2 protein-coding genes and 1 pseudogene are annotated in these 2,658 nt (G+C 37.1%); all 3 read right to left on the bottom strand.

All coding sequences use genetic code 11. The features are described 5' to 3' along the window. The coding region (locus IQR33_RS18585) for an Orn/Lys/Arg decarboxylase N-terminal domain-containing protein (RefSeq protein WP_322631782.1) at window positions 1-1,018 on the bottom strand (1,018 nt) is incomplete at its 3' end. A gap of 396 nt (window positions 1,019-1,414) precedes the next feature. Further along, a complete protein-coding gene (locus tag IQR33_RS18590) occupies window positions 1,415-1,861 on the bottom strand; it encodes a helix-turn-helix transcriptional regulator (RefSeq protein ID WP_025768646.1) in 447 nt (148 codons plus the stop codon). 536 nt (window positions 1,862-2,397) lie between these two features. Further along, window positions 2,398-2,658: pseudogene (locus tag IQR33_RS18595) on the bottom strand (hypothetical protein); the annotation flags it as partial.

The raw sequence follows: 2,658 nt of genomic DNA on the forward strand, positions 1-2,658 counted from the left end.
CTTTCATCATAGGGATGAACTGCTCGTAACCAACCCACGCAGAGTCAAACAGGATGTAGTCACAAAGATGACCGATCTTATCCATCACGTAACGAGCGTTGTAGATAGTACCGTCGTAAGTACCAAGCTGGATAATAGCAAGACGGAAAGGACGTTCATCGCGTGCACGTTCTGGGTCCACTTTCGCGATTTGAGCACGAATGTATTCTTCATCGAAACAGTGTTCATCCATACCACCGATAAAGCCCCAAGGGTTACGCGCCGTTTCTAAGTAAACTGGCATACCACCCGCTTGGATTAACGCACCGTGGTGGTTCGATTTGTGGTTGTTACGGTCGAACAGTACCAAATCACCTTCAGTTACCAGCGCGTTACACACTACTTTGTTTGAAGCAGAAGTGCCGTTAAGTACGAAGTAAGTTTTGTCCGCGTTAAATACTTTTGCAGCGTGCGCTTGCGCTTGGTGTGCAGAACCTTCGTGGATCAGCAAGTCACCTAAATCCACGTCCGCGTTACACAAGTCACTACGGAACAGGTTTTCGCCAAAGAAATCGTAGAACTGTTTACCAGCTGGGTGTTTTTTGAAGAACTGACCACCTTGGTGTCCCGGACAGTCAAACGCTGAGTTACCCATCTCAACATAGTGCGTTAATTGCTTGAAGAAAGGAGGAAGAAGACGACATTCGTACTTGGTTACTGCCTCATTGATTTGACGACAGTAGTACTCAATAGATTGTCTTTCTAAATCGATAACGCCAGTTAGCCAAACGTAATCTTCTGCCGAAACTGGGTTTTCATCCGTTACTAAGAAAACTGGAATACCGTAACCCGTTTCAGAAATCATTTTATGCAGACCTGCTTTAATGTCTGCTGAAGTAATAATAGCCGCACCAACGTCGGTTAATTCAACTTGCTCTAAAGGTTGTAAATGACGATTAAATTGTTCATCTAAAGATTCAGCTAATAAACTGAAGTCTTCTGGCATGTAATTACTAACACCTATAATTAAACGTTTCATTTGGAATATCTCTTTTTTGTTCTTTAAAATTGACAGGTACAGATATTACAAACGAAAACGATATTTAAAATTCAAAAAACAAATTTCGTGATTAAATTTTCATATTTAAAAGTCTTATTTTCTCGAATTAAAATTTCGCGATCTTCATCACTTTCCAATTGATAGCCCAATGATATTGAAACCAGGCTTAAAAGGAAAAATAATTAAAAATTGTGTGACCACAGCCATTGTTGTTAGAAATAAAATGTCAAGAAAATAATTTTTTGAGATTTCCATCACTATATAATTATTAGGAATGATAAATATTTTAATTTTAACTAAATTTAAACACATAATAAAAAAGCCATCAACACATGTATTGATGGCTTTTTACTTTAGGTGCAAAGGAAACACAATTCAATTAAATAAATGACTATCTAGTTTGACTCCATCATTCGACCATTGCTGATAACGTTTTACAGACATGCCTGACGAGTACATAGTGTGTTTACAATCCATGCACTCGACAAAATACAAGCCACTCATGCCAGCCATAACGTGCAGTCTACGGCTATCGCAACGCTTACAGGACAAGCGTTTTACTTTGGTATTGACGTCAATACGACGAGCAAAGTTTAACGTTTCATGAGAACATAAAGCCTCAACAGCACTATCTTTAAATGGATGTTCACTCAACAAGTAATTAATGGCGTAATCATACACCGGGGGGATTGAAGATTTTCCACTTTCAATATTACTTATTTTAGCGACGGAAACACCTAATAAAGAAGCGAACTCAGCCTTACTGTACTCTAAGATAAACCTTGAAGAGATAAATTTATCTGCACTAATGATTCTCAACATACACAAATCTCTAATATAAATAAAAACAGAGATAAAAATTATCTCTATTTATTATGAAACATGTAATGAAAAAGTTACTTCCTAGTGTAATTCTGCATATTAACTATGCTATTTTATTTTTACGTTATCTTGCGCCTAATTAATCATAAAATCAATAATCGACACCTAAATATAAAAGAACAATTTAAGATTTATAATACATTTTTTAATTTACATTATTAGATAAAGTAATGAGTGCTATTCACCTATAAATCGGGGCATCAAGTATTGCTCTTCAATCATTATTACTACCAATTGAAAAGGCTTGATCTAAGCCCAATAGCGGAAGTAAATAAAGAGGGAAAAACCTCTTTTTTAAGGTAAACAGATCCCATCTTAGTTAAGTACTAAAAATATGTTGAAAAATCGCATAAATAGTATGCACATCAGTAAAATGACTGCTTAAGTAAGTTTACATTCTGTTGTCGTGACTGATAGAGATACTGGCAAAAGAGCAAAAGAAAAGCCTCACTCTTGAGGCTTCTGGATAAGATAGGTTATGGTTGAAGGAAGTTTTGAGTGAAATCGAGCGCCTCTTTAGAAAGTTTTTTTTCGTTGGGCGATGTGCTTGCCTGGTCTTCTGCTGTTACCGTTGTCATGTTAGGCTGAAAATCTAGTGTTGATGCCTCCTCCCAAGCTTCGGAGGCGTCTTTATTCTCATCATTCAACACCGCATTGAGCTCCTCTTCCGCAGGAAAATACGCTTCGCGTTTGTACACTTTGTTAAGGGCTCGAATAATAGAGTGCTTTCTCACCAT

It is taken from the genome of Vibrio sp. OPT46, from assembly GCF_015163535.1.
Taxonomy (GTDB): domain Bacteria; phylum Pseudomonadota; class Gammaproteobacteria; order Enterobacterales; family Vibrionaceae; genus Vibrio; species Vibrio alginolyticus.

Bases quoted from the DNA above. Each gene is read 5' to 3' on its own strand.
- IQR33_RS18590 (WP_025768646.1), bottom strand. From the start codon at position 1,861: ATGTTGAGAATCATTAGTGCAGATAAATTTATCTCTTCAAGGTTTATC.